General features: G+C 55.8%; 18 protein-coding genes and 3 tRNA genes. 15 read left to right on the top strand and 6 right to left on the bottom strand.

Going from position 1 to position 23,468, the window contains the following annotated elements; genetic code table 11:
* The first annotated feature begins 14 nt into the window (after positions 1-14).
* Both yoeI and GNG27_RS15140 read left to right on the top strand, forming a co-directional pair.
* Positions 15-77 (top strand): membrane protein YoeI, encoded by a 63-nt coding sequence (gene yoeI / locus GNG27_RS23900; RefSeq protein ID WP_138370007.1) that lies wholly within the window; start codon positions 15-17, stop codon positions 75-77.
* Entirely contained in the window at positions 67-1,425 is a 1,359-nt protein-coding gene (locus tag GNG27_RS15140) for an APC family permease (RefSeq protein WP_185902373.1), read from the top strand. Before yoeI ends, GNG27_RS15140 begins: the two co-directional genes overlap by 11 nt.
* Positions 1,426-1,513: 88 nt before the next feature.
* Here the strand turns inward: GNG27_RS15140 and sbcB are convergent, their stop codons facing one another.
* A complete protein-coding gene (gene sbcB, locus GNG27_RS15135) occupies positions 1,514-2,938 on the bottom strand; it encodes an exodeoxyribonuclease I (protein ID WP_156264176.1) in 1,425 nt (474 codons plus the stop codon).
* Positions 2,939-3,142: 204 nt separating this feature from the next.
* Between sbcB and dacD the strand changes: the two genes are divergently transcribed.
* The 4 genes from dacD to GNG27_RS15115 all read left to right on the top strand — a co-directional run bounded on the left by dacD (position 3,143) and on the right by GNG27_RS15115 (position 6,574).
* Positions 3,143-4,315, top strand: a complete 1,173-nt coding sequence (dacD, locus tag GNG27_RS15130; protein ID WP_156264175.1) for a serine-type D-Ala-D-Ala carboxypeptidase DacD — start codon at positions 3,143-3,145, stop codon at positions 4,313-4,315.
* Positions 4,316-4,436: 121 nt separating this feature from the next.
* On the top strand, positions 4,437-4,910 hold the full coding sequence (sbmC, locus tag GNG27_RS15125) for a DNA gyrase inhibitor SbmC (protein WP_142486344.1): 474 nt from the start codon (positions 4,437-4,439) through the stop codon (positions 4,908-4,910).
* Positions 4,911-5,012: 102 nt separating this feature from the next.
* The gene (locus GNG27_RS15120; RefSeq protein ID WP_156264174.1) at positions 5,013-6,071 is read left to right on the top strand and encodes an FUSC family protein; all 1,059 of its coding nucleotides are present in this window, start codon (positions 5,013-5,015) and stop codon (positions 6,069-6,071) included.
* Positions 6,072-6,238: 167 nt separating this feature from the next.
* The gene (locus tag GNG27_RS15115; RefSeq protein ID WP_103180181.1) at positions 6,239-6,574 is read left to right on the top strand and encodes a DUF496 family protein; all 336 of its coding nucleotides are present in this window, start codon (positions 6,239-6,241) and stop codon (positions 6,572-6,574) included.
* A gap of 110 nt (positions 6,575-6,684) precedes the next feature.
* On the opposite strand, the gene GNG27_RS15110 is transcribed toward GNG27_RS15115, so the two are convergent.
* Positions 6,685-6,760, bottom strand: a tRNA-Asn gene (locus GNG27_RS15110).
* A 161-nt stretch (positions 6,761-6,921) separates the two neighbouring features.
* Here GNG27_RS15110 and GNG27_RS15105 point away from each other — a divergent pair.
* Both GNG27_RS15105 and GNG27_RS15100 read left to right on the top strand, forming a co-directional pair.
* Positions 6,922-8,430 (top strand): EmmdR/YeeO family multidrug/toxin efflux MATE transporter, encoded by a 1,509-nt coding sequence (locus GNG27_RS15105; RefSeq protein WP_156264173.1) that lies wholly within the window; start codon positions 6,922-6,924, stop codon positions 8,428-8,430.
* An 80-nt stretch (positions 8,431-8,510) separates the two neighbouring features.
* Positions 8,511-8,586 (top strand) — tRNA-Asn (locus tag GNG27_RS15100).
* Positions 8,587-8,674: 88 nt separating this feature from the next.
* On the opposite strand, the gene GNG27_RS15095 is transcribed toward GNG27_RS15100, so the two are convergent.
* The 3 genes from GNG27_RS15095 to shiA all read right to left on the bottom strand — a co-directional run bounded on the left by GNG27_RS15095 (position 8,675) and on the right by shiA (position 13,295).
* Positions 8,675-10,441 carry an aminopeptidase P family protein gene (locus GNG27_RS15095; protein ID WP_156264172.1) on the bottom strand — a complete coding sequence of 589 codons (1,767 nt, stop codon included), beginning with the start codon at positions 10,439-10,441 and terminating at the stop codon, positions 8,675-8,677.
* A gap of 18 nt (positions 10,442-10,459) precedes the next feature.
* Positions 10,460-11,914, bottom strand: a complete 1,455-nt coding sequence (locus GNG27_RS15090) for an AMP nucleosidase (RefSeq protein ID WP_156264171.1) — start codon at positions 11,912-11,914, stop codon at positions 10,460-10,462.
* Between the two features lie 70 nt (positions 11,915-11,984).
* Entirely contained in the window at positions 11,985-13,295 is a 1,311-nt protein-coding gene (gene shiA, locus GNG27_RS15085) for a shikimate transporter (protein ID WP_142486339.1), read from the bottom strand.
* 234 nt (positions 13,296-13,529) lie between these two features.
* Between shiA and ldtA the strand changes: the two genes are divergently transcribed.
* The 5 genes from ldtA to GNG27_RS15060 all read left to right on the top strand — a co-directional run bounded on the left by ldtA (position 13,530) and on the right by GNG27_RS15060 (position 20,974).
* On the top strand, positions 13,530-14,471 hold the full coding sequence (gene ldtA / locus GNG27_RS15080) for a L,D-transpeptidase (protein ID WP_156264170.1): 942 nt from the start codon (positions 13,530-13,532) through the stop codon (positions 14,469-14,471).
* A gap of 285 nt (positions 14,472-14,756) precedes the next feature.
* Positions 14,757-16,805, top strand: coding sequence for a hypothetical protein (locus GNG27_RS15075; protein ID WP_156264169.1), 2,049 nt, complete (start codon positions 14,757-14,759; stop codon positions 16,803-16,805).
* The gene (locus GNG27_RS15070) at positions 16,805-18,343 is read left to right on the top strand and encodes a hypothetical protein (RefSeq protein ID WP_197090530.1); all 1,539 of its coding nucleotides are present in this window, start codon (positions 16,805-16,807) and stop codon (positions 18,341-18,343) included. The genes GNG27_RS15075 and GNG27_RS15070 overlap by 1 nt, the downstream gene beginning before the upstream one ends.
* Before the next feature lie 5 nt (positions 18,344-18,348).
* On the top strand, positions 18,349-19,125 hold the full coding sequence (locus GNG27_RS15065) for a hypothetical protein (RefSeq protein WP_156264167.1): 777 nt from the start codon (positions 18,349-18,351) through the stop codon (positions 19,123-19,125).
* 13 nt (positions 19,126-19,138) lie between these two features.
* Positions 19,139-20,974: a patatin-like phospholipase family protein gene (locus GNG27_RS15060; RefSeq protein ID WP_156264166.1), complete on the top strand. Its 1,836-nt coding sequence runs from the start codon at positions 19,139-19,141 to the stop codon at positions 20,972-20,974.
* Positions 20,975-21,074: 100 nt separating this feature from the next.
* On the opposite strand, the gene GNG27_RS15055 is transcribed toward GNG27_RS15060, so the two are convergent.
* Positions 21,075-21,150: transfer RNA gene (locus GNG27_RS15055), tRNA-Asn, on the bottom strand.
* A gap of 319 nt (positions 21,151-21,469) precedes the next feature.
* On the opposite strand from GNG27_RS15055, the gene nac reads away from it, so the two are divergent.
* A complete protein-coding gene (gene nac / locus GNG27_RS15050) occupies positions 21,470-22,387 on the top strand; it encodes a nitrogen assimilation transcriptional regulator NAC (protein ID WP_142486333.1) in 918 nt (305 codons plus the stop codon).
* A 96-nt stretch (positions 22,388-22,483) separates the two neighbouring features.
* The gene (gene cbl / locus GNG27_RS15045) at positions 22,484-23,434 is read left to right on the top strand and encodes an HTH-type transcriptional regulator Cbl (RefSeq protein ID WP_142486332.1); all 951 of its coding nucleotides are present in this window, start codon (positions 22,484-22,486) and stop codon (positions 23,432-23,434) included.
* The last annotated feature ends 34 nt before the right edge of the window (positions 23,435-23,468 follow it).

Below are 23,468 nucleotides of genomic sequence, written 5' to 3'. Positions count from 1 at the left end.
TGAGGAAGAAAGAAATGGGGCAATCATTCGCTTACGTGGCGGTATTCACCGTAAAGGAGAATAACTATGTCGCATAACGCAACTCCAAAAACCTCTCGCGTGGAATTACGTAAAACGCTTACGTTGATTCCGGTTGTTATGATGGGCCTTGCCTATATGCAGCCGATGACGCTGTTCGATACGTTTGGTATCGTCTCAGGCCTCACTGACGGTCACGTTGCAACGGCATATGCCTTTGCGCTGATCGCGATCCTCTTTACCGCGCTGAGCTACGGCAAGCTGGTTCGCCGCTTCCCGTCCGCAGGCTCTGCGTACACCTATGCTCAGAAGTCCATTAGCCCGGCTGTCGGCTTTATGGTGGGCTGGTCATCCCTGCTGGACTACCTGTTCATGCCGATGATCAACATCCTTCTGGCGAAAATTTACTTCGAAGCGCTGGTGCCTTCCGTACCGTCGTGGATCTTCGTTGTGGCGCTGGTGGCCTTTATGACCATCTCTAACCTGCGCAGCATCAAGACCGTTGCCAACTTCAACACCCTGATTGTTATCCTGCAGATGGGGATTGTTGCGGTGATCGTGGGTCTGATCATTTACGGCGTTTCTCACGGTGAAGGCGCAGGTACGCTGACCAGCACCCGTCCGTTCTGGTCTGAAGGCGCGCATGTGGTGCCTATGATCACCGGTGCGACTATCCTGTGCTTCTCGTTCCTCGGCTTCGACGGCATCTCTTCTCTGTCTGAAGAGACCAAAGACGCTGAGCGTGTGATTCCGCGCGCTATCTTCCTGACGGCATTGATTGGCGGCATCATCTTTATCGGTGCTTCTTACTTCCTGCAGCTGTACTTCCCGGATATCTCTCGCTTCAAAGATCCGGACGCGTCACAGCCAGAAATCATGCTGTATGTTGCCGGTAAAACCTTCCAGTGGGGCGTGCTGATCTTCTCCAGCGTCACCGTTCTGGCATCCGGTATGGCGGCACACGCAGGCGTTTCCCGTCTGATGTACGTGATGGGCCGTGATGGCGTGTTCCCGACTCGCTTCTTCGGTTATGTTCATCCGAAATGGCGTACCCCGGCATGGAACGTGCTGCTGGTGGGTGCCATTGCGCTGCTGGCGATTAACTTCGACCTGGTTACCGCGACTGCGCTGATCAACTTCGGTGCGCTGGTTGCCTTTACCTTTGTTAACCTCTCCGTGATCTCTCAGTTCTGGATCCGTGAGAAGCGCAACAAAACGCTGAAAGACCACTTCAACTACCTGCTGCTGCCGGTATGTGGCGCGCTGACTGTAGGTGCGCTGTGGATCAACCTGGAAGAGAGCTCAATGGTTCTGGGTCTGATCTGGGGTGGTATCGGCCTGATTTACCTGGCATGCGTAACCAAAAGCTTCCGCAACCCGGTTCCTCAGTACGAAGACGTAGCATAACAAACCTCCAGGTCCGGCAAGCGTAGCGCCGCCGGGCAAAGCAAAAAAAACCGGAGAACATCGCCTCCGGTTTTTTTATATCCTGTGCTTACACAATCTCCTGCGCATATTGATACAGCGCCTTCAACAGCGCCTGCTTTTCAGCATTGCCTTCATACTCGCCATAGAGCATCTCCAGCTCCTGGGCGTAAGCCTGCAAATACTCCGGCGTAAACACATTGCGGCGATGCTGCAACCACCGTTCCTGCTCGGCCTCATCCAGCGTGCCGGGGAAATTACGCGCCCGGTAGTTAAAGATCAGCTTGTTGATGCGCTGGTCGGCAAAGGTGATATCCAGTGCGGGCAGGTTACGGGGATCGGTCTGCAAAACAATATTCATGGCAGAGCGGTCAGCATCGCTGAAAAAGCCGTTATAGAGCTGGGCATCAACGTTCTCTGACGGGACAAACGGCTCCGCCTCGGCAAAAATCGCCACCACCTTTTCGCGCACCTGCGGGTTCTCACGCAGCCGTTTCAGGTTGTCCAGGCAGTGCTGACGGTCGATACCCAGCCGTTCGGCATCGTCCGGACGCAGGGTATTGGCGGGGGCCAATACCGGGCACTTGTTAATATGCACCAGCTTCACCGGCACGGCAGCATCGTCGCCCAGCGCCTCTTTCGGCGTGTACAGCCGCTCGCGCAGGGCGTCGCTTTCAAGCGTCAGCAAGGGGGTAATATCCCCGGCCAAATCAACCATAATCACCGCGTTGCGGTTTTCCGGGTGCCAGGCCAGCGGGGCCACCCAGCTGGTATTCCCGCGCCAGGCGCCAAACATCCCGGAGATGTGCATCAGCGGCTTCATCTGCGGCACGTCTATCAGGGTGGTGAGTTTCTGTTTACTGCGATGGCTGAGCAGGTACTCGAACAGCTTCGGCTGCCGGGTCTTCACCAGCTTCGCCATGGCGATAGTGGCGTAGACGTCCGCCATCGCGTCATGGGCGTTGCTGTGTTCAATGCCGTTCGCGCGGGTCAGATGTTCCAGGCGGAAGCTGGGTAGCCCGTCTTCATTATCAGGCCAGACGATCCCCTCCGGGCGCAGGGCATAGCAGGCGCGCATCACGTCCAACAGATCCCAGCGTGAGTTCTTATTTTGCCAGCTCCAGGCATAGGGATCGTAGAAGTTGCGGTAAAAAATATGCCGGGTCACTTCGTCATCGAAGCGCACGTTGTTGTAGCCCACCACGCAGGTGTTGGGCACGGTAAACAGGTCGTGAATGCGACGGGCAAACTCCGCTTCATTCACCCCTTTCTCCCGGGCTTCCTGCGGCGTAATGCCGGTGACCATCACCGCACCGGGCTGGGGCAGATAGTCATCTGCGGGTTTGCAAAAGAACACCTCCGGCTCGCCGATGATATTGAAATCGGCATCGGTGCGGATCGCGGCAAACTGAGCAGGGCGATCCAGCGAGGGGCTGGTGCCAAAGGTTTCGTAATCGTGGAATAAAAATGTAGGCAGCGCGGCGGAGTCAGACACCAGTAATACCATCCTGTTTATGAGTGACACCACTATGGTAAACCATCCGGCCTGGCACGCCGAAGGAAAAGCGCCCTCAGCCTGCAAATTTGCGAGGCATCGTCCGGGAAAAACCTGCGTGCTGTCACATTTTTTTGCAATTATTCCAGGTATCCAGCGGAAAACTTCCGTAAAAAGGGCAACGATTTTAAATGACCTGAGGATATACCGTTGAAACGCCGTCTGTTTATTGCTGTTTCTTTACTCACTTTGAGCATTTCTTCCGCGCTGGCTGCCGATCCGATTAACTATGCGCCGCAGCCGCCAGCCATCCAGGCAGGCTCCTGGGTGCTGATGGATTATACGACGGGGCAGATTTTAACGGCGGGCAACGAACATCAGCAGCGTAATCCGGCCAGCCTGACCAAGCTCATGACCGGCTATGTGGTGGATCGCGCCATCGACAGCCATCGCATCACCCCGGACGATATGGTCACGGTTGGACAGGATGCCTGGGCCAAAGGCAATTCGGTGTTTGACGGCTCCTCGCTGATGTTCCTGAAGGCGGGCGAGCAGGTGTCGGTGCGCGATCTTAGTCGCGGTTTGATTGTCGACTCCGGCAACGACGCCTGCGTGGCGCTGGCCGATTACGTGGCGGGCGGACAGCCTCAGTTCGTCACCATGATGAACGACTACGTTAAAAAGCTGAATCTGCGCGATACCCATTTTGAAACGGTTCACGGTCTGGACGCCCCGGGCCAGCATAGCTCGGCGTACGACCTGGCGGTGCTTTCCCGTGCCATCATTCACGGTGAGCCGGCGTTTTATCACATGTATAGCGAGAAGAGCCTGACCTGGAACGGCATCACCCAGCAGAACCGTAACGGCCTGCTGTGGGATAAGTCCCTCAGCGTTGATGGCCTGAAAACCGGTCACACTTCCGGTGCCGGCTTTAATCTGATCGCCTCTGCCGTGGACGGTCAGCGCCGCCTGATTGCCGTCATTATGGGGGCCGAGAGTCCAAAAGGTCGTGAGGATCAGGCGCGCAAGCTGCTGCACTGGGGACAGCAGAACTTCGATACCGTGCAGATCTTGCGTAACGGTAAGCAGGTAGGCATCGAGCGTATCTGGTACGGCGATAAAGAGCAGATTTCGCTGGGCACCGATCAGGACTTCTGGCTGGCGCTGCCGAAGGCGGAGCTGCCGAACATTAAAGCCAAATATGTGCTGGATAAAAAAGAGCTGGAAGCGCCGATTGCCGCGCATCAGCGGGTCGGGGAGATCGAGCTGTACGATCGCGATAAAGTGGTCGCCCACTGGCCGCTGGTGACCCTGGAAGGGGTGGGTAAAGGTGGGATGTTCTCACGCCTGAGCGACTATCTGCACCACAAAGCCTGACGGCAGGATGAGCAGGCTGGCGACTGTGCGAGCCTGCTCGCATAATAGACAGATCATCATTGTTAAACCGCTTTTCTCTGCATTACAGTGTATGTATATACAGTAACCAATCGGAGGCAGCATGGACTACAGCATCAAGCACCAGAACAAACGCAAAATCGCCGGTTTTCATATGGTTGGCCCCTGGGAGCAAACGGTTAAGCAGGGTTTTGAGCAACTGGTGATGTGGGTAGACGGCAAGCATATTCAGCCGCTGGAGTGGGTGGCCGTCTATTATGATAATCCGGATGAAGTGCCCGCTGAAAAGTTACGCTGCGACACGGTGGTCACCGTGCCGGACGATTTTGTCATCCCCACCAACAGTGAAGGGGTGATCCTCACTGAAGTAGCCGAAGGCGAGTACGCGGTAGCCACCGCCCGCGTTGAGAATTATGACTTCGCCACCCCCTGGAACCTGTTTTTCGACAGCCTGCTTGAAGATGGCGATTACCAGATCGCACCGAAACCCTGCTTCGAACGTTACCTGAACGACGGTAACGCCGACGGCTACTGGGATATCGAGATGTTTATTCCGGTACAAAACCGGGTCGCGTAACGCTGCAGGTATGCTCAGTCTTCACAGGGTTTTTCTGCCGGGTGCCACCACTCCGGCAGAAAACGCAGTACAATCAGGGTTTGCCGTAATGCTGGAGAGCGTGTGCGCCCCGACAAAACTCTGACGCCTTTTGAAATTCGACTATATCGCCATTACCGCACCGTACACGGGTGCCGTATCGCGCTGGCGTTTGTCCTTACCTTTTTACTGGTGCGTCTGCTGGACGTGCCGGAAGGGACATGGCCGCTGATTACCCTGGTAGTCATCATGGGGCCCATCTCCTTCTGGGGCAACGTGGTGCCGCGCGCGTTTGAGCGCATTGGCGGCACCATTCTGGGTTCGGCACTGGGGTTGATTGCCCTGAAGCTGGAGCTAATCTCTCTGCCGCTGATGCTGCTGTGGTGCGCGGCGGCGATGTTCCTCTGCGGCTGGCTGGCGCTGGGTAAGCGGCCCTATCAGTCGTTGCTTATCGGGATCACCCTTGCGGTGGTAATAGGCGCGCCCACCGGGGATATGCATACCGCCCTGTGGCGAAGCGGCGACGTGATCCTCGGTTCTCTGCTGGCGATGCTGTTTACCGGTATCTGGCCGCAGCGGGCGTTCCTGCACTGGCGTATCCAGATGGCGAACTATGTCACCGCCTTCAATCGGGTCTATCAGGCGGGCTTTTCCCCTAACCTGGTGGAACGTCCACGGCTGGAAAAACATCTGCAAACCATCCTCAACGACGTGGTCAAAATGCGCGGACTGATTACTCCTGCCAGCAAAGAAACCCATATCCAGAAAGCCATTTTCGAAGCTATCCAGACCGTCAGCCGCAATCTGGTCTGCATGCTGGAGCTGCAAATCAACGCCCACTGGGCCTCCCGGGCCAGCCATTTTGTGATGCTGAATGCCCGGACTTTAAAAGAGACCCAGCAGATGACGCAGCAGACGCTGCTCACCATCGCTCATGCGCTCTACGAAGGTAATCCGCAGCCGATTCTGGCCAATACCGAGCGGCTGAACGAAATCGTTGCCGAGCTGCGCCAGCTGATCAACGATCGACCCAGTGAAAACGTGGCGGAAACGCCCATTCACGGCTATGTATGGTTGAGCATGGAGCTTGCGCGTCAGCTGGAACTGTTGTCACATCTTATCTGCCGGGCATTGCGCAAATAAAAAGCGGCTATGCGTGGTTGTGTTGCCTGCTGCTTCGATTCAGCAGAAATTGAGGTTATGATAGGGACAAAGGAAAAATTATTGTCATCAGCAATCGCTGTCAGTAAGGTTAACGGCATCGCGGTTGTTTAAACGAATCCGAATCTCACATTATCAGGGGTGTAAAAATGGAAACTACCAAGCCTTCTTTCCAGGATGTTCTGGAATTCGTCCGCCTGTTCCGCCGCAAGAACAAACTGCAACGTGAAATCCAGGACGTTGAGAAAAAGATCCGTGACAACCAGAAGCGTGTTCTGCTGCTGGACAACCTGAGCGATTACATCAAACCAGGCATGAGCGTTGAAGCTATCCAGGGCATTATCGCCAGCATGAAAAGCGACTACGAAGATCGCGTAGACGACTACATCATCAAAAATGCTGAGATCTCTAAAGAGCGTCGTGAAATCTCGAAAAAGCTGAAAGTCATGGGCGAGATGAAGCACGCTGAAGCCAAAGGCGAATAAGCGTCGCTGAACAAACTAAGCCCTCCGACCTGTCGGGGGGCTTTTTTTTGTCCCCGGTTTGCCGAACCCGGAAAAGCAAAAAGCCTGCTCGAAAGCAGGCTTCTTAAATGTGGCTCCTCTGACTGGACTCGAACCAGTGACATACGGATTAACAGTCCGCCGTTCTACCGACTGAACTACAGAGGAATCGTTGTGGAGCGTTATCTTAGCGGCGAAAAAACTTTTGTCAAACCTGATCTTACCTGATTTCGATCAACTGCTGATTCCGTCGTCAGTTTGACGTAATTACCAACATATTTTTGTGGGAAATACTTTGCAGGATCTGCATTTCTCCCTCATCATTTGAAATGGAGTTTCAACTTTTCTCGCTAAGGTCCATTTTGAACGTCACCTCCGCTTTACGCCAGGCCGTGATGCGCACGCCCTGGTATACCAAACGTAAGAGCTACAAGGTTCTCTTCTGGCGCGAAATCACCCCCCTTGCCGTGCCTATCTTCCTGGAAAACACCTGTGTCCTGCTGATGGGGGTGCTTAGCACCTTCCTTGTCAGCTGGCTCGGCAAAGAGGCGATGGCGGGGGTTGGGCTGGCCGACAGCTTTAACATGGTGATCATTTCATTCTTTGCGGCGATCGATCTCGGGACCACGGTAGTGGTGGCCTTTAGCCTGGGGAAACGCGATCCGCGACGGGCGAGGGCCGCTGCCAGGCAGTCGCTGGTGATCATGACCCTGTTCTCCATTGTGCTGGCGGCGGTGATCCACTATTTCGGTGAAGAGATCATCAACGTGGTGGCTGGCGAGGCCACCGGCGAGGTGAAAGCGCTGGCGCTGTCGTATCTCGAGATGACGGTGCTGAGCTATCCGGCCGCGGCGATTGCGCTGATTGGCAGCGGGGCACTGCGCGGAGCGGGGAACACCAAAATCCCGCTGCTGATTAACGGCGGGATGAACATCCTGAACATTATCATCAGCAGCGTGCTGATTTACGGCCTCTTCTCCTGGGACGGGCTCGGCTTTGTCGGGGCGGGTCTGGGGCTGACAATCTCGCGCTATATCGGTGCCATCGCCATCATCGTAGTGCTGGCGGTCGGTTTTAACCCGTCGCTGCGCATCAGCATTAAGAGCTATTTCAAACCGCTCAACTTCGCCATTATCTGGGAAGTGATGGGCATCGGCGTGCCTGCCAGCATTGAATCTGTGCTGTTTAACGGCGGCAAACTGCTGACCCAGATGTTCGTAGCAGGAATGGGTACCGACGTGATTGCCGGTAACTTTATCGCCTTCTCCATCGCGGCACTGATCAACCTGCCGGGCAACGCCCTCGGCTCGGCCTCCACCATTATCACCGGTAAACGACTTGGGAAGGGCCAGATCGGCCAGGCGGAGCGTCAGCTACGCCACGTCTTCTGGCTCTCGACCATCGGCCTGACCGCTATTGCCTGGGGAACCGCGCCGTTCGCCAGCCTGATGGCCTCGTTCTACACCCATGAGCAGGACGTTAAGGATGTGGTAGTGATCCTCATCTGGCTGAACGCCGCCTTTATGCCGATCTGGGCCGCCTCGTGGGTATTGCCTGCCGGGCTGAAAGGGGCGCGCGATGCCCGCTTTGCGATGTGGGTCTCGATGCTTGGGATGTGGGGCTGTCGCGTTGTGGCGGGTTACACCCTGGGGATCATGCTGGGGATGGGCGTTGTCGGGGTCTGGCTGGGGATGTTCCTCGACTGGGCGGTACGCGGAGCGCTGTTCTACTGGCGAATGGTCAGCGGGCGCTGGCTGAAGAAATACCCACGACCGCAGCGTGACAATGTGACGGTTGTAGCGTCAGAACGGGTGGTAAATGCGCAAAGTGGGGAATAAATCGGCAAACGATGCAAAATCTGCATTCTGCCTTTGACAACGCCAGGTGGCATCGCTAATATTCGCCCCGTTCACACGATTCCTCTGTAGTTCAGTCGGTAGAACGGCGGACTGTTAATCCGTATGTCACTGGTTCGAGTCCAGTCAGAGGAGCCATATTTAAGAAGCCCGCTTAAGGAAACTTAAGCGGGCTTTTTGCTTTTGCAGGTTCGCCCTCACCCGGTGGGTGAGGGCGTCAGCCAGACTACCTCTGTACCGGTGCCGTCGCCGCAACCAGCCACGGTAGCGCATCGCTGTTAACGTGCGGCGAGAGCGTCTCGCGTACCTGCTGGTGATACGCATCCAGCCACTGGATCTCTTTTTCGCTCAGCAGATGCAGCTCCACCTGGCTCAGGTCAATCGGCGCCAGCGTCAGGGACGCGAAGCGGCAGAAGCCCGGCAGGCTCTCCACAATCTCCACCTGATTTTCAATGCGGATCCCATACGCATCGGCCAGATAATAGCCCGGCTCGATGGTGATGATATTGCCTGCCACCAGCGGCCACGGATTGACCTTCTTAGCAATACGCTGTGGATTCTCATGGATCAGCAGCTGATGGCCTACGCCGTGTCCGGTGCCATGATCAAAATCGAGCCCCAGCTCCCACAGCCCACGCCGTGCGAAGGCATCTATCTGATGTCCGCAGGTCCCGGACGGGAACTGCAGGGAGATGAGCGATAAAAAGCCTTTCAGCACCGCGGTGTAGTGCTGACGACACTGGGCGCTCAGCGGACCGAAGGCCAGCGTACGCGTGGCATCGGTGGTGCCGTTATGGTACTGGCCGCCGGAATCGTTCAGATAAAAGTGGTCGCGGGTAATGGCGGCATTGGTCTGCTCGCTGGAGTGGTAATGACACATCGCCGCATTGCTGGCCGAGGCGGAAATGGTGGCAAAACTCTGCTCGATAAAGCCTGGTCTCTGCTGGCGGAATGCCAGCTGCTGGGCCTGCGCTTCCAGCTCCGTAAGGGGATTGCCCGCGGCCTCGCGGCGGGGCACCTCGTGCGCCAGCCAGGCCAGGAAGTTGACCCACGCCACGCCGTCCTGCTGATGGCTGTCGCGGTAGCCCGCCAGCTCGGTCGGGTTTTTATGGGCTTTCATAGCGGTGATCGGGTCGGCGTGCCAGACGATCTCCCCCTTCGGCTCAACGGCAAAGCGCAGGGCGACAGGCGCTGAATCGGCGTCCACCATCACGCGTTTCCCCGCACACAGCAGCTGGCTGCGCGGCAGAAAATCGGCTTCAGGAGCCAGCACCAGGCTCTCCAGCAGCGATGCTGACAGACCCTGCGTTTTCTCCGGGATGACAAACCACTCCACCGCGCCCTCGCGGCTCAGCAGGGCAAACGAGTTAGGCACCGGACTGGTCGGAATATCGCTGCCGCGCACGTTCAGCAGCCAGGCAATGTTGTCCGGCTGGGTGATGGCCAGATAATCAGCATTCTGCCCGGCGAGAATGGCGGCGACGCGCTGGCGCTTGTCAGCGCTGCTCTCGCCGCTGATTTCCACCGGCATCTCGCGGATCGCGCCGACGGGCGGGGCCGGGCGATCCTGCCACAAACTGTCGAACGGCGAATCATTCAGGGCAATCAATTCGCAATGGCTGGCGTTCAGCGCCTCATACTGGGCATTGGTCATCAGCAGCGCTTCAAAGGCAATACGGGAGCCTGCTTCAACATGCCGGTGCAGCCACTCCGCGAGCGGATCGTTGTGCAGATGCAGGATCTCAATCTCAGCCAGATCCACCTGTTCGCGGGCCTGTACCTGATAGCGTCCGTCGACAAACAGCAGGGCGCGATCGCGCAGGATCAGGGCGTGGCCCGCCGAGCCGTCAAAGCCGGTCAGCCAGGCGAGAACATCGTCATGCGGGTGGCAATATTCGCTCTGAAAGGCATCGGTACGCGGAACGATAATGCCATCCAGCGCCTGGGTTTCCAGCCACTGGCGCAGGGCAGAGAGCGGGGATGTGGTTTGCATAACTTTCCTTTTTTATGATTAGCGGAACGGCGGCTCGTTAAAGGTACGCAGTTTGCGTGAATGCAACTTATCGCCTTCGGCACGCAGCAGGTCGATGGCGCGAATGCCAATCTGCAGATGCTCAGAGATCGCCCCCTCGTAAAAACGGTTCGCCTGGCCGGGGAGTTTAATTTCACCGTGCAGCGGCTTATCAGAGACGCACAGCAGGGTGCCGTAAGGCACACGGAAGCGGTAGCCCTGGGCGGCGATGGTGGCGCTCTCCATGTCGATAGCCACCGCGCGGCTTAAGTTAAAGCGTAGCGCCGATGCCGAGTAGCGCAGCTCCCAGTTCCGGTCGTCGGTCGTGACCACCGTTCCGGTGCGCAGTCGCTGCTTAACTTCTTCGCCCGGCATGCCGCTCACCTCTTTGGTGGCGTCGTACAGCGCCCGCTGCACTTCGGCAATGCTCGGGATCGGAATGTCCGGCGGCAGTACCGCATCCAGGACATGATCGTCACGCAGGTAGGCGTGGGCCAGCACGTAATCGCCAATCAGCTGGCTTTCACGCAGCCCGCCGCAGTGGCCAATCATCAGCCAGACGTCCGGGCGCAGCACCGCGAGATGATCGCAGATGGTTTTGGCGTTCGAGGGGCCAACGCCGATGTTGATCAGGGTAATGCCCTGACCATCGGCGGTCACCAGGTGCCAGGCCGGCATCTGATGCTTCTTCCACGCCAGGTCGGAGATGGCCTGCTCCGGGGCTTCGGTTTCAGCGGTGATCCAGATCCCACCCGCGCAGGAGAGGGCGATGTACGGGCTGTCAGGATCGAGGATCTGGCTGCAACCCCAGCGCACAAACTCATCCACATAGCGGGTGTAGTTGGTGAACAGCACGAACGGCTGGAAATGTTCAGCCGGGGTGCCGGTGTAGTGACGCAGGCGCGCCAGGGAAAAATCGACGCGGCGGGCGTCAAAGTGCGAAAGCGGGGAAAACTCCGCCGGATGGTAGATCCCGTCGGCGGTCTCATCCCCGATCTGCGACAGCTCGGTGGTCGGGAAGTGGCGCGTCAGGCCCGCGCTCATGGAGCGGTCCAGCGTCAGCTCTGAGCCGTCGATAACATACGGATAGGGGATCTCATGGCGCGACGGCTCCACGGTGATATGGGCGCCGTAATCCTGATACAGCAGCGTCAGCTGCTCTTCCAGATACGGGCGAAACAGCGTCGGGCGGGTAATGGTGGTGGAGTAGCATCCCGCGTGGGTGAATCGCGCATAGGCGCGGGTCTTCGGCGTATTGGTGGCGCTACCATCCCAGGTCACTGAAAGCGATGGATAAACAAAGAGGCCATTGATTCTGGCCTCTGCATCGGGGAGCGTTCCGTCTTTAATATAGTCGCTGATGGCGCTGCGCAGGGCGTTGACCGCCTGGTCGTACAGCGCATCCAGCGTTTCCAGTGCCTGAGCCGGGGTCAGGCTGGAGCCCTTATTATTCATCTCTGTCTCCTTGTTCCACAGGTGTACGGCTTTCACCGATAGTATGTCACCTGGATGTGAAACTAAAGTATCAGGATGAAGCCTGTTTCATCAGCAGGGCCGTGGCGGCAGAGAGCAGACAACCGGCCAGCAGATAGATCGCCACGCTGTGCCAGTCGCCGCCGGAGAAGGTCACCAGCGCGGCGGCGATAAATGGCGTAAACCCGCCGCCCACCACGCTCGCTACCTGATAGCCAACGCCCGCGCCGCTGTAGCGGTAGCTCGCGCCAAACATCTCGGTGAACATCGGCTGCTGGACGCAGACCACCATGTCATGGGCGATATTCGCCAGCAGGATAGCGAATACCACAATCCAGACTATCGACTGGGCTTCGAGCGCCATAAAGAACGGGAAAGTGCTCAGGGCGCCGGTGAGCGCACCGGTGATATAGACCCGGCGGCGGCCAAAGCGGTCCGCCAGCCAGGCGAAACAGGGGATGGTCAGGCAGCTGATACCGCCCACCAGCAGACCAATATTGAGGAACAGCTCGCGGGGCAGGCCGAGATTCTGGGTGGAGTAGCTCAGGGCAAAGGCCGTGACGATGTACATGGTCAGCAACTCGCACAGGCGCAGGGCGATGATTTTTAAAAAGGCGCCCGGATGGCGGATCAACGCGTCCATCACCGGCAGGCGGCGCTTCTCAGCGGGCTGCTGACGCTGCTGCTCGAATTCGGCGGACTCGTCCATCCCCTTACGCACCCATAAAGCACCCAGCACCAGCACGATGCTGAACAGGAACGGGATCCGCCAGCCCCAGCTCAGGAACTGCTCGTCGGTGGTAAGCGTGCTGATCAGCGACACCAGCCCGGTGGAGAGCAGCAGGCCAACGCCATATCCCACCTGCACGCCGCTGCTGTAGAACGCTTTTTTTCGTGCCGGGGCGCTTTCCACCGACAGCAGCGCTGCGCCGCCCCATTCGCCGCCGACGGCGAAGCCCTGAACGGCGCGCAGGGTGACCAGCAGAACCGGTGCCCACCAGCCAATCGTAGCAAAGGAGGGCAGGATACCAATCAGCGCGGTGGCGATGCCCATCATCCACACCGTCAGCATCAGCATCCGTTTGCGCCCCAGCTTGTCGCCAAAATGGCCAAAGATCACCCCGCCGAGCGGGCGGAACAGAAAGCCGACGCCAAAGGTGGCAAAGGCAGCGAGCGTACCCATTGCCGGGCTAATCTGCGGGAAAAATTCGCGGTTAAAGACCAGCGCGGCGGTAATGCCGTACAGCAGAAAATCGTACCAGTCGACTACCGCACCGGCAAAACTGCCGAGGGCCGCGCGGCGCGCACGATTTAGCGATGGTGTTGCCCCGTCGGGGGACGAGGATGCGAGGGTGGTGTCCATAGTGGTCCTGTCTGACGTTATTTTTTTATTGGTATAGGAAGAAGATCACTCACATTGCGGTCGCCTGAAAATAGCGACGGGTATGAGACTACCCCGACAGCGGGCAGGTGAAAACGTTTTTATCCCCGAGTGAGCTAAACGGGTGATATTTATCGACATGATGATTTGTTATCTGGCGATAAACGCAGCAACAAGGCTATGCTTGTCTGATACGTGGAGCGACAGAGGAAGGGAATGATGCGTCGTAGTACTATTTTGGGCTGTTTTGCAGCATTACTGGTCAGTCAGAGCGCGCTGGCGGTGAGCTACCCGTTGCCGCCTGAAGGCAGTCGTCTGGTGGGAAGCCCACAGACGATCACCGTTCCGGCTGACAACAGGTTGCCGCTCGAAGCCTTTGCGGCGCAGTACGGGCAGGGGCTGAGCAATATGCTGGAGGCCAACCCGGGAGCCGATCCGTTTTTACCTAAATCAGGCTCGCAGCTGATCGTCCCACAGCAGATCATCTTACCGCCGACCGTGCGGGAGGGGATTGTGGTGAACGTGGCGGAAATGCGCCTGTACTACTACCCCAAAGAGGGCAATACCGTTGAGATCTTCCCTATCGGCATAGGCGAGGCCGGACGGGAAACGCCGCGTAACTGGGTCACTGCCGTCGAGCGTAAGCAGGACGGGCCAACCTGGTCGCCAACGCCAAACACCCGTCGCGCCTACGCCAAAGAGGGCAAGACCCTGCCCGCATTTGTTCCCGCGGGCCCGGACAACCCGATGGGGCTGTATGCTCTCTATATCGGCAGGCTGTATGCCATTCATGGCACCAATGCGAACTTTGGCATCGGGCTGCGCGTCAGCCAGGGCTGTATTCGTCTGCGGAACGACGATATTAAGTATCTGTTCGATAATGTCCCGGTCGGAACCCGTGTCCAGCTGATCGATCAGCCGGTGAAAGTCACCACCGAGCCGGACGGCAGTCGCTGGGTGGAAGTCCACGAACCGCTGTCGCGTAATCGTGCAGAGTTTGAATCGACGAATAAAGTGCCGCTGCCGATGACGCCAGGATTACGCGCGCAGATTAACGGTGGGGATGTGGACGCCGTGCGCGTTAGCGAGGCGCTGGAGCGCCGGTCGGGAATGCCGGTGAATATCAGTTGGGGAGCCCGGAGTGCACCACTGCTATAGGAGTACTCGCTGAGTCGTCGCCTGAATTCAGGCGACTCATGCCGCGCTTGTACCCACGATTGCCTATTTCCAGGCACGATTAAGAATTCATACATATTGATTACGGCGTATAGCTGACGGATATCTATTATTCAGAATTACCGTTGGCTCCTCTTTCTCACCTTAAATCGGTGGGCCACTCTCATTACGTCATTTTTAGCGTTGAGATATTGCAGGTTGTTTGTCAGCTGTTGGAACTGACGGCATCGCAAGTATTCCTCTACCACATCAGTGAGAAGAGATACGATGAAAAGTTACCAGCCGATCTCCCCGCTGCCAAAACCCCCTGTGCGGCGACTCAATGTTTATGCTTTCGATCCACAATCTTCCGTGGAGCTTAAAACCGCGGTTATTAACAATACGGTTATTGAGCTTCCCTGGGAAACCCGTTGGGAGGATCAGTTAGAAAACGGCCCCATCAATGATTATCTTGAAGTAATTGATTACGATCCCAGCTCAGGACTCTTTTACACTCCAACCGATCTCAATGATCCTTTTTTGCTGGCACAGGATGGATTACCCCCTTCCGAAGGCAACCCGCAGTACCATCAGCAGATGGTATTCGCCGTTGCAATGCGAACTATACGTAATTTCGAGCGTGCGCTAGGACGCCTTGTTTTGTGGGCGGGCGATCGTAACGCACCGAAATCCTCACCGGAACGTAATTTTACGCGACGGCTACGTATTTATCCCCATGCTCTGCGTGAAATGAATGCCTATTACAGCCCCACTAAGCGGGCTTTATTATTTGGATACTTTAAGCACCCGGAAGGCGATGTCGCCTCCTGCTCCTGGGTTTTTACCTGCCTTTCGCAGGATATCATTGCTCATGAGACCACACATGCCATTCTCCATGGCATGCAACAGCGTTCGATTGAAGCCTCCAATCTGGACTCTCTGGCTTTTCATGAAGCCTTCGCAGATATCATCGCATTACTACAGCATTTCAGCATGACAAACGTCGTCCGGCACCAGTTGGCGCAGAATAAAGGTTCGCTACGTGAACCTGGATTATTAAACGGACTTGCGCTTCAGTTCGGTCATGCAACGGGTTGTCACGGTGCTTTACGTTATGCGCTGCAATACTTGAGTACCTCTGCGACAGCGACTGAAGGAGGAGAGCATACCGCTCTCAGCCCGCTCAAAAAATTGTCTGAAACCTTTGAGTCGCATGAGCGGGGCGGGTTTCTCGTTGCTGCTATCTTCGATGCCTTCGTCACGATTTATGAGCAAAGGACCGCCGACCTTTTTCGCCTGGCGTTCTCTGGGGCCGCCTCAAACCAGGATTATCTCCCAACGGAATTGGTTAATCGCCTTGCCATTGAAGCAGCAAAAGCTGCGGATCAAGTGCTACGTATGTGTGTGCGTGCCTTGGACTATATTCCGCCCGTCGATTTACATTTTGGCGAATATTTACGCGCAATTATTACGGCTGATACCGATCTGGTGGCGCATGATCCAATGCGCTATCGCATTGCTTTCGTTGAAGCCTTTAAAAAACGAGGCATAACTGTGCCTGGCTGCATTTCGATGGCACCTGAGAGTCTGTTATGGGATGAACCTGATCTTACGGAAGCTCCCGAATTTGGTTCCAGGGGTCGTAGCCCTGAAGTGGGGTTGAGTAATGTTTTCTCCGGGCTGCTGAATACACTCGAATTATCAGGTTCGATCAAGCCAGGGGAGCCGGGAGCGACGGGCGGCGGGAGACGTAATCTCCGGGAAGCCGCAATGTTATCAATCCAGCGCAATCAGGCACGCATTCACGCCTGGTTCGAGCAGGATAGCCCGTTTGACGAAGGATGGGAAAAGCTGTTGGGTATGCGGCTCATTGCTTTCGATAATCCTATACGTAAGTCGCCCGTCCCCCTTGTTGCTACCCTGTGGACGGGGAGAGCAACACAGAATGGTGAATTTTCTAACGTCCCCACTTTCGAGGTTCATTCTGCACGTATTGCGCGTCGTGTTGGGCCGGAAGGTCAAGAGACGCATCAACTTATCATACAGATCACCCAGAAACGGCGTGGATTTGATGATCCGGCCGATCAGGAGAAAGCGGATGCGGGGAATATCGCACTTTTAACTCGGGATCCTGATTTCTGGTTCCGCGGCGGTGCGACGATACACATCGACCTGCGAGATGGAAAATTAATCCGCATCATTAGAAAGAATATTTGCGACAACAAAAGGTTGGCGGTTCAGCGGGCATTCAGGACGGGGCAAACCCTGGGGCTGGCACCTGGGTTATATTCACATGCGAACTGCGAGCCATTCGCCTTCCTGCACAGGGGGCTATGATGGCGCAACCAACAATAACGGTTCGCATGTATCGCGCATTAGGCGGTGAGGGTAGTGATTATTGCGGTTATCTGGGCGATTGCTTTCTCATTAGGGTGGCGAACGAACCTAATCCCCCTGCGCATATATTGATCGATTTTGGCGTTCTGATGGGCACGACACAAGCCCATGAGCGAATGCGGAAAATCGCGACTGATATCGTCATTATGACCGGGGGAAAATTCGATGATGAGGGCAAGATAACGCAAAAAGGGACTTTGGATCTGTTAGTGATAACCCATGAACACTGGGATCATCTCTCAGGCTTTTCACAGGCGCAGGATATTATTTTTAGCGGTCTGGCGATCCAGCAACTCTGGATGGCCTGGACCGAGGATGATAATGATGCCTTAGCCAATCAGTTACGTCAGGAGCGGGACCGACGCACACTTTCATTAGCCGCTCTTTCTGAAATGATCCAAAAGGCTGCGGAGGGTCTGAATCCCTCACCACTGGCGGCTGACAGGCAAATTGCGCTTTCCGGGCTTGATGCCTTTTTAGGTCCTTTGGTAAAACCGGTTGAGCAAGAAAGGGCGGATAACGGGCTGGCCGCCAGAACTACCGCACCACGACGCCTTCAAAGCCGGGAGATTATCGCTAAATTAAAAACCGAGGCGGTAAGTAAGGCATTCCTGACGCCCGGTCAGGTGGTTACCGCGCCGGGAGGAATGAAAACCTATGTGCTGGGGCCACCACGTAATATTTCTCGACTGAAAAAGGACAAGCCGTCAGGTACAGCAAAAGAGACCTATTTCGATAATCAGGCGTTAGAGGAAAGGCTGTTCCGAATTGTTGACAATACGCCTCTCGATCCGGATAACGACCAGCCTTTCGCCAACCGTTTCAATCGTTTCCATGTTGAGCAGGTGCATGCGTTGAATGAGGCATCTACAGGCAGCGACTGGAGTACCTTTCTCTGGTTCAAAGAACACTATTTCGCTCAGACATCCGAAGACGGATGCGATCTGTCGCGCCGAACGATTGATTCGGACTGGATGGGCGCAGCGGGTCAACTGGCCCTCAAGCTCGACGCTGATACCAATAATACCAGCCTTGTCCTGGCTTTTGAGCTACCTGACGGAACCTTTATGCTTTTCCCGGGGGATGCTCAGGTAGGTAACTGGTTATCGTGGCACGACCAATCATACCTTTATGGACATCAGGAGCTTACTGCGGCTGACATTCTTAGCCGCGTGCGATTTTACAAGGTTTCGCATCATGGCAGCGATAACGCCACGATCAAGGAGAGAGGCCTTGGCCTGATGACTCACCCCGATCTGGTCGCGGCAATCTCTACGGATGAGGCTTTTGGCAAGCAACAGGGTGTTAAGGGATGGCATATGCCAGACGCGCGGTTAAATAATGCTCTTCTGGCAGCAACGAAAGGGCGAGTTTTTCGTAACGATGACCCAACAGATACGCTTTACCCGCATTTCGATAATCGGCTGAGTTCCTGCGAACTCTACCTTGAGTACACCGTGTATAACGCAACGGAGTAGACATCATGGTCTTCGATCAAGAGTATGCACAGCGTTTTATTGTGAATGCCTCTTTACCCTCAAAACCCGAGCTGTTCGGTATTGATAAAGGAATGGGAATGCCGGATTTAAAAACATCCAGCAAACAGTCGCTGGTTGTCGGCTCAAATGTTGTTTCTTTCATGGCTGGGGTAGAGGCGGAATTGCGGCAGGCCATTACAGACTCGTCCCTTTTTGCACAGCTCGCCGCGGCGAAAAGCGTTAACGCGGATCCTGATCCGCTGAAGTTCTTTGATGCCTATTTCACCAATCTGGCGGTACTTGGCTGGGTTATTGAGGAAAAAGAAAGTATGGAGCTTCATTATGAGGGAGATACGCTCGACGTTCATCAGGCGATAATTGGCGTGATTACTTCTTTTTTAAGCCCTGTAGCCGGAGCAGTAGAAGCTGTTCTCGCTGTATTGAATGGATTGCGTAGCATGACCAACCATGCGCCATTCATCACCCTTTTTAATCAACAAAGTCGACATGACAATATTGGCCGTTTCCAGTTCACCTGTATATATTCCAGACCGAATCAAGGTCTCACAGCAAGTGCAATGGCTTTTTCTCTTCGAGCGGATAATACCTTGACGCAGGTTCTGTTTTTTAAACTGCAAAAAGGTCAGGCCTCATTGCGCCAACGCGCAGGCGTGCTTTCTATTGATGCTTACGCAATGAAAACGCTGCAATCACAACTGAACGCGAAATTGGGAGCATATCGCAGCGCGTATATAGCTAATGTTGAACTTGGCACTCTTTGAGAGGAGAAAGATCATGGCATTTTGCCCATTTGCTGAACAGCGTACCATCACCGGTAGCAGTGGAAAATATACGGGAGGTATATTCAAAATTGTTCATCACACGACAGAAGGTGGAAGCGCTGAAGGTGCATTTGCTGCGTTTAAGGCTCATCGATCCGATCCGCACTTCACCGTTGATGCCAACAAAATCTATCAGCACATTGATACTGACGTGGCGGCGCGCTCATTACGAAATGCGGCCGGTGGGGTAGAGACCAACCGGGATCGTGCATTACAGATTGAAGTTGTAGGTTTTGCCGGGAAGACAAAGAACAAGGCGGCGATGAAGAATCTTGCTCGTCTGTGCCGTTGGCTCGAAGAAACGCATCATATTCCTTTAGTTTGGCCTGCTGGCCTCCCCAAACCAGCCCGGAATGGCAAAGATCCGGGGGGACATGTGCGTAGCACCGAGGCATGGGCAAAAGGCGGGCATTTTGGTCATTGCCATGTGCCTGAAAATACGCACTGGGATCCCGCCTATACGAAGACTGAAGCCGCTTATCTGATGGCCGCAAGATTTGACGCTGCCGGGAAACTCATCAATGCGCAGGATCCCGCCGTACTCGCTCTGGAGCAGCAACCGATCGCGATGGACGGCGACGCAGCGTTCGCGATCATGGACGATCATGCGGACGTTGGCGATGCGAATACAGACACTGTCGAACCCGTTAATCCTGCCGTCCATAAACAGCCGGAGCAGGTGCCGCTTTTAATACAACCCGGCGGCGGTCTGTGCCTGTCAGGTGGTGGCTACCGGGCCATGCTTTTTCATGCGGGAAGTTTGCTTCGGCTTTATGAAACGGGTCATCTTTACTCCCTGCAACGTATTTCTAGCGTTTCAGGAGGATCAATCACCAGTGCAGTTCTGGCGCTGGCCTGGAGGCATCTCCCGTTTGATGGCGAGCGAGCGTCATTCGAAGCCCGGATAATTATTCCGATAAGAGATCTTGCCCGACGGACCCTCGATGCTGAAGCAATCCTGACGGGACTGCTGCTGCCTGGTACCATTGGCGAGCAAATCGCTGCTGCGTACGACAAGTACCTGTTTCATGGTGCAACATTGCAGAACCTGCCCGTCACGCCGCGTTTTATTATTAATGCAACGAATGTGCAATCCGGCATACTGTGGCGTTTTTCCAGGCCCTATATGGGAGACTATCGGGTTGGCCGTATTGAGAATCCTGAATTCTCGCTAGCCAGCGCAGTTGCCGCTTCCTCCGCATTTCCGCCTGTGTTATCACCGCTTACTATTGGACTTTCTCCAGCCTCCTTTAAATCCGGTTCGGGCGATGATTTGCAGCGGTTCCCCTATACATCTGATGTCGTACTGGCAGATGGCGGCGTTTATGACAACCTGGGCCTGGAGACGGTCTGGAAACGTTACGAGACGGTACTGGTCAGTGATGCGGGGGCCAAAATAAAACCGGAGGAAGAGCCTAAAAAAGACTGGGCACGTCATGCTTATCGTATTCTTGATATCATTGATAATCAGGTACGTAGCTTGCGAAAACGCACGCTCATTGCAAGCTATCAGGCCCTGCCTGACGATCCCGCAAAACGCAAGGGGGCTTACTGGGGGATCGGTGCGGAATATGATCATTATGCCAGGCGAGCGCTGAACCTGCATTGTACGCCGGAACGTGTTCAGGAGCTGGCTACTATCGCGACGCGTTTAAAGAAACTGGATGATGAACTGCAGGAGAGGTTAATTAATTGGGGCTACGCCATAACCGATGCTGCATTACGCACTTATGTTGATCCCGAATTGCCTGAACCTGCGGCCTTTCCCTATCCAAAGAGCGGTGTCTGACTCTTGCATCACAATCAGGGGACAAGATTAAAGGATGGGTAAACGCGTAATGTAAAAGCAAAAAGCCCGCTTAAGTTTCCTTAAGCGGGCTTCTTAAATATGGCTCCTCTGACTGGACTCGAACCAGTGACATACGGATTAACAGTCCGCCGTTCTACCGACTGAACTACAGAGGAATCGTGTGAACGGGGCGAATATTAGCGGCGTCACCTGCACTTGTCAAAGGGTGATCCCACCTGGGTGGATCGTTTGCTGACAAAATCAGCAAGGTGGCGGTTTCAGCAACGAATTGCACGTTTTTGGTGCGCCTATACCCCGAATGGGGCAGATCATAAACCGCTGTTTCATGTTTGAAACCGACGGCAGTGATTAGATTTCCTTATTTTCCGCCGCTTAGCGCACATATCGGACCTCTTCGCAAAACTGGCAAGCATCTTGCAAAACCCTCAGTACATTCGCGCCGGAACCGGCAACGCATTTCGTACAGGGGGCAAAATGAACTTAAGACGACTGAAATACTTCGTAAAAATCGTCGATATCGGCAGCCTGACCCAGGCCGCTGAGGTGTTGCATATCGCACAGCCGGCACTGAGCCAGCAGGTGGCCACTCTGGAAGGTGAGCTGGATCAGCAGCTGTTGATCCGCACGAAACGCGGCGTGACTCCTACCGAAGCGGGCAAGATCCTCTACACCCACGCACGTACCATTCTGCGCCAGTGCGAACAGGCGCAGCTGGCGGTGGGTAATGTCGGGCAGACGCTGAGCGGGCAGGTGTCGATCGGACTGGCACCGGGCACGGCAGCCTCGTCAGTCACCATGCCGCTGCTGCAGGCGGTGCGCGCGGAGCTGCCGGAGGTGCTGGTCTATTTGCACGAGAACAGCGGTTCAGCGCTGAACGATAAATTGCTCGGTGGGCAACTGGATATGGCGGTGCTCTACGATCGCTCGCCCGTGGCGGGGATCACCAGCCAGCCGCTGCTGAAGGAAGATCTATTCCTGGTGGGAACGCGCGACTGCCCGGGGCAGAGCGTGGATTTGACCGCGGTGGCCGAGATGAATCTGTTTCTGCCTCGCGATTACAGCGCCGTGCGGTTACGCGTCGATGAAGCTTTCTCCCTGCGCCGTCTGACGGCCAAAATCATTGGTGAGATTGACTCTATCTCCACGCTGACCGCCGCTATCGCCAGCGGGATGGGCGTGACTGTCCTGCCTGAATCGGCAGCCCGATCGCTCTCCAGCGCCGCAAACGGCTGGATGGCAAGGATCTCCTCGCCGTCAATGAGCCTGCCGCTGTCGCTGAACGTCTCTGCACGCGGCGCGCTGTCACCGCAGGCGCAGGCGGTAAAAGAGATCCTGATGTCGCTGGTAAGTCGTCCATCGCTGGAGAACCGTGAGCTACAATTGGTCAGCTGATATTCCATAAAGGTATAAGTTGCGGGTTTTTATTATTTGTTCTCACGACGAGCACACTCTAACAATAGCGTTATGTCAGATGCGCCGGAGTGAACCGTGAATTTCCAGCAACTTAAAATTATTCGTGAGGCGGCCCGTCGGGATTACAACCTGACCGAGGTCGCCAACATGCTCTATACCTCCCAGTCGGGCGTCAGCCGTCATATCCGCGAGCTGGAGGAAGAGTTGGGCATTGAGATCTTCATTCGTCGTGGCAAGCGCCTGCTGGGGATGACCGAACCCGGCAAGGCGCTATTGACCATTGCCGAACGCATTCTCAATGAAGCCAGCAACGTGCGTCGGCTGGCCGATCTCTTTACCAATGATGCCTCCGGTGTATTGACCATCGCCACCACTCACACTCAGGCCCGCTACAGCCTGCCGCCGGTGATAAAGGCGTTCCGCGAGCTGTTCCCGGACGTGCGTCTGGAACTGATCCAGGGCACGCCTCAGGAGATTGAAGTCCTGCTGCAAAACGGCGGTGCGGATATCGGCATCGCCAGCGAGCGCTTAAGCAACGACCCGCTGCTGGCCGCATTCCCGTGGTTCCGCTGGCATCACAGCCTGCTGCTGCCGGTCGACCATCCGCTGACCCAGGTCTCCCCGCTGACGCTGGACGCTATCGCCAAATGGCCGCTCATTACCTATCGTCAGGGCATTACCGGGCGTTCCCGTATTGATGAGGCCTTTAACCGCAAAGGCCTGACGCCGGATGTGGTGCTCAGCGCGCAGGATTCCGACGTGATCCGCACCTACGTCGAGCTGGGGCTGGGGATTGGGCTGGTGGCGGAACAGTCCGGCGGCGAGCGCGAGCAGGGGAGCCTGGTGCGCCTTGATACCCGTCATCTGTTTGATGCCAATACCGTCTGGCTCGGGCTTAAGCGCGGCCAGCTGCAGCGCAACTATGTCTGGCGCTTTATCGAACTCTGCAACGCCGGGCTCTCGGTGGATGAGATCAAACGCCAGGTCATGGAGCCGGAAGAAGTGGCGATTGACTACCAGATTTAGGCCAACCAACCCCGCATCGCGGGGTTTTTCTCTG

Source organism: Leclercia sp. 119287, assembly GCF_009734485.1.
Taxonomy (GTDB): Bacteria; Pseudomonadota; Gammaproteobacteria; order Enterobacterales; family Enterobacteriaceae; genus Enterobacter; species Enterobacter adecarboxylatus_C.
This window is presented reverse-complemented; position numbering and strand designations above follow the sequence as displayed.

Bases quoted from the DNA above. Each gene is read 5' to 3' on its own strand.
- GNG27_RS15140 (WP_185902373.1), top strand. From the start codon at position 67: ATGTCGCATAACGCAACTCCAAAAACCTCTCGCGTGGAATTACGTAAA.
- sbmC (WP_142486344.1), top strand. From the start codon at position 4,437: ATGGACTACAGCATCAAGCACCAGAACAAACGCAAAATCGCCGGTTTT.
- GNG27_RS15115 (WP_103180181.1), top strand. From the start codon at position 6,239: ATGGAAACTACCAAGCCTTCTTTCCAGGATGTTCTGGAATTCGTCCGC.
- GNG27_RS15105 (WP_156264173.1), top strand. From the start codon at position 6,922: ATGGAGTTTCAACTTTTCTCGCTAAGGTCCATTTTGAACGTCACCTCC.
- GNG27_RS15095 (WP_156264172.1), bottom strand. From the start codon at position 10,441: ATGCAAACCACATCCCCGCTCTCTGCCCTGCGCCAGTGGCTGGAAACC.
- GNG27_RS15090 (WP_156264171.1), bottom strand. From the start codon at position 11,914: ATGAATAATAAGGGCTCCAGCCTGACCCCGGCTCAGGCACTGGAAACG.
- shiA (WP_142486339.1), bottom strand. From the start codon at position 13,295: ATGGACACCACCCTCGCATCCTCGTCCCCCGACGGGGCAACACCATCG.
- ldtA (WP_156264170.1), top strand. From the start codon at position 13,530: ATGATGCGTCGTAGTACTATTTTGGGCTGTTTTGCAGCATTACTGGTC.
- GNG27_RS15075 (WP_156264169.1), top strand. From the start codon at position 14,757: ATGAAAAGTTACCAGCCGATCTCCCCGCTGCCAAAACCCCCTGTGCGG.
- GNG27_RS15070 (WP_197090530.1), top strand. From the start codon at position 16,805: ATGGCGCAACCAACAATAACGGTTCGCATGTATCGCGCATTAGGCGGT.
- GNG27_RS15065 (WP_156264167.1), top strand. From the start codon at position 18,349: ATGGTCTTCGATCAAGAGTATGCACAGCGTTTTATTGTGAATGCCTCT.
- GNG27_RS15060 (WP_156264166.1), top strand. From the start codon at position 19,139: ATGGCATTTTGCCCATTTGCTGAACAGCGTACCATCACCGGTAGCAGT.
- nac (WP_142486333.1), top strand. From the start codon at position 21,470: ATGAACTTAAGACGACTGAAATACTTCGTAAAAATCGTCGATATCGGC.